The organism is Stenotrophomonas sp. 3diitr2024 (assembly GCF_042136455.1).
In the GTDB taxonomy this organism is placed as follows: domain Bacteria; phylum Pseudomonadota; class Gammaproteobacteria; order Xanthomonadales; family Xanthomonadaceae; genus Stenotrophomonas; species Stenotrophomonas sepilia.
Genome location: NZ_JBHHMJ010000478.1, coordinates 1 through 473 on the forward strand (window position 1 = coordinate 1; position 473 = coordinate 473).

Genomic DNA, 473 nt, shown 5'->3' on the forward strand with positions numbered 1-473 from the left:
CGAACGTACCCCTGACCTGCCGCTCGGCAAGGGTGTGCTGGCTGGCCTGGATACCGCCAATTTCACCCCGGCGCATCTCTACCGCGCCGCCATGGAGGGCGCGACCTACAGCCTGAAGTACGGCTACGACGCCTTCGTCCAATCCATGCACGATGCCGCTGTCGATGAAACCCGAGGCGGGCATCACCTCGCGGATATGCAGCATCGTCGAGGAAGGATCGGGTGGTGCCATCGCAGGAGGTGGTGGCGCGGCCGCTGCCGCCGTATGCGATGAGCCTGTGCGCGGCGCCGTCTTACCTGCGCAGGCGCGGCACGCCGCGAACACCGGATGACCTGCAGGGGCACAACTTCGGCAAGCTGGTGGTGAAGCTGGACTGAGGGCTTGGCCGATGCCGGCCAAGGTTGGCGGCTACCGGAGGTTGGGGGCGCCGACAAGGTCGGCGGCTTGCGGGTCGCGTCAGCCGTTGGCGACC

2 pseudogenes are annotated in these 473 nt (G+C 67.7%); one reads left to right on the forward strand and one right to left on the reverse strand.

Annotated features, from left to right (window positions below):
* Positions 1–205, reverse strand: a pseudogene (locus ABGA94_RS12140) (hypothetical protein); the annotation flags it as partial.
* 20 nt (positions 206–225) lie between these two features.
* Between ABGA94_RS12140 and ABGA94_RS12145 the strand changes: the two are divergent.
* Positions 226–348: pseudogene (locus ABGA94_RS12145) on the forward strand (LysR family transcriptional regulator); the annotation flags it as partial.
* Between the last annotated feature and the right edge of the window lie 125 nt (positions 349–473).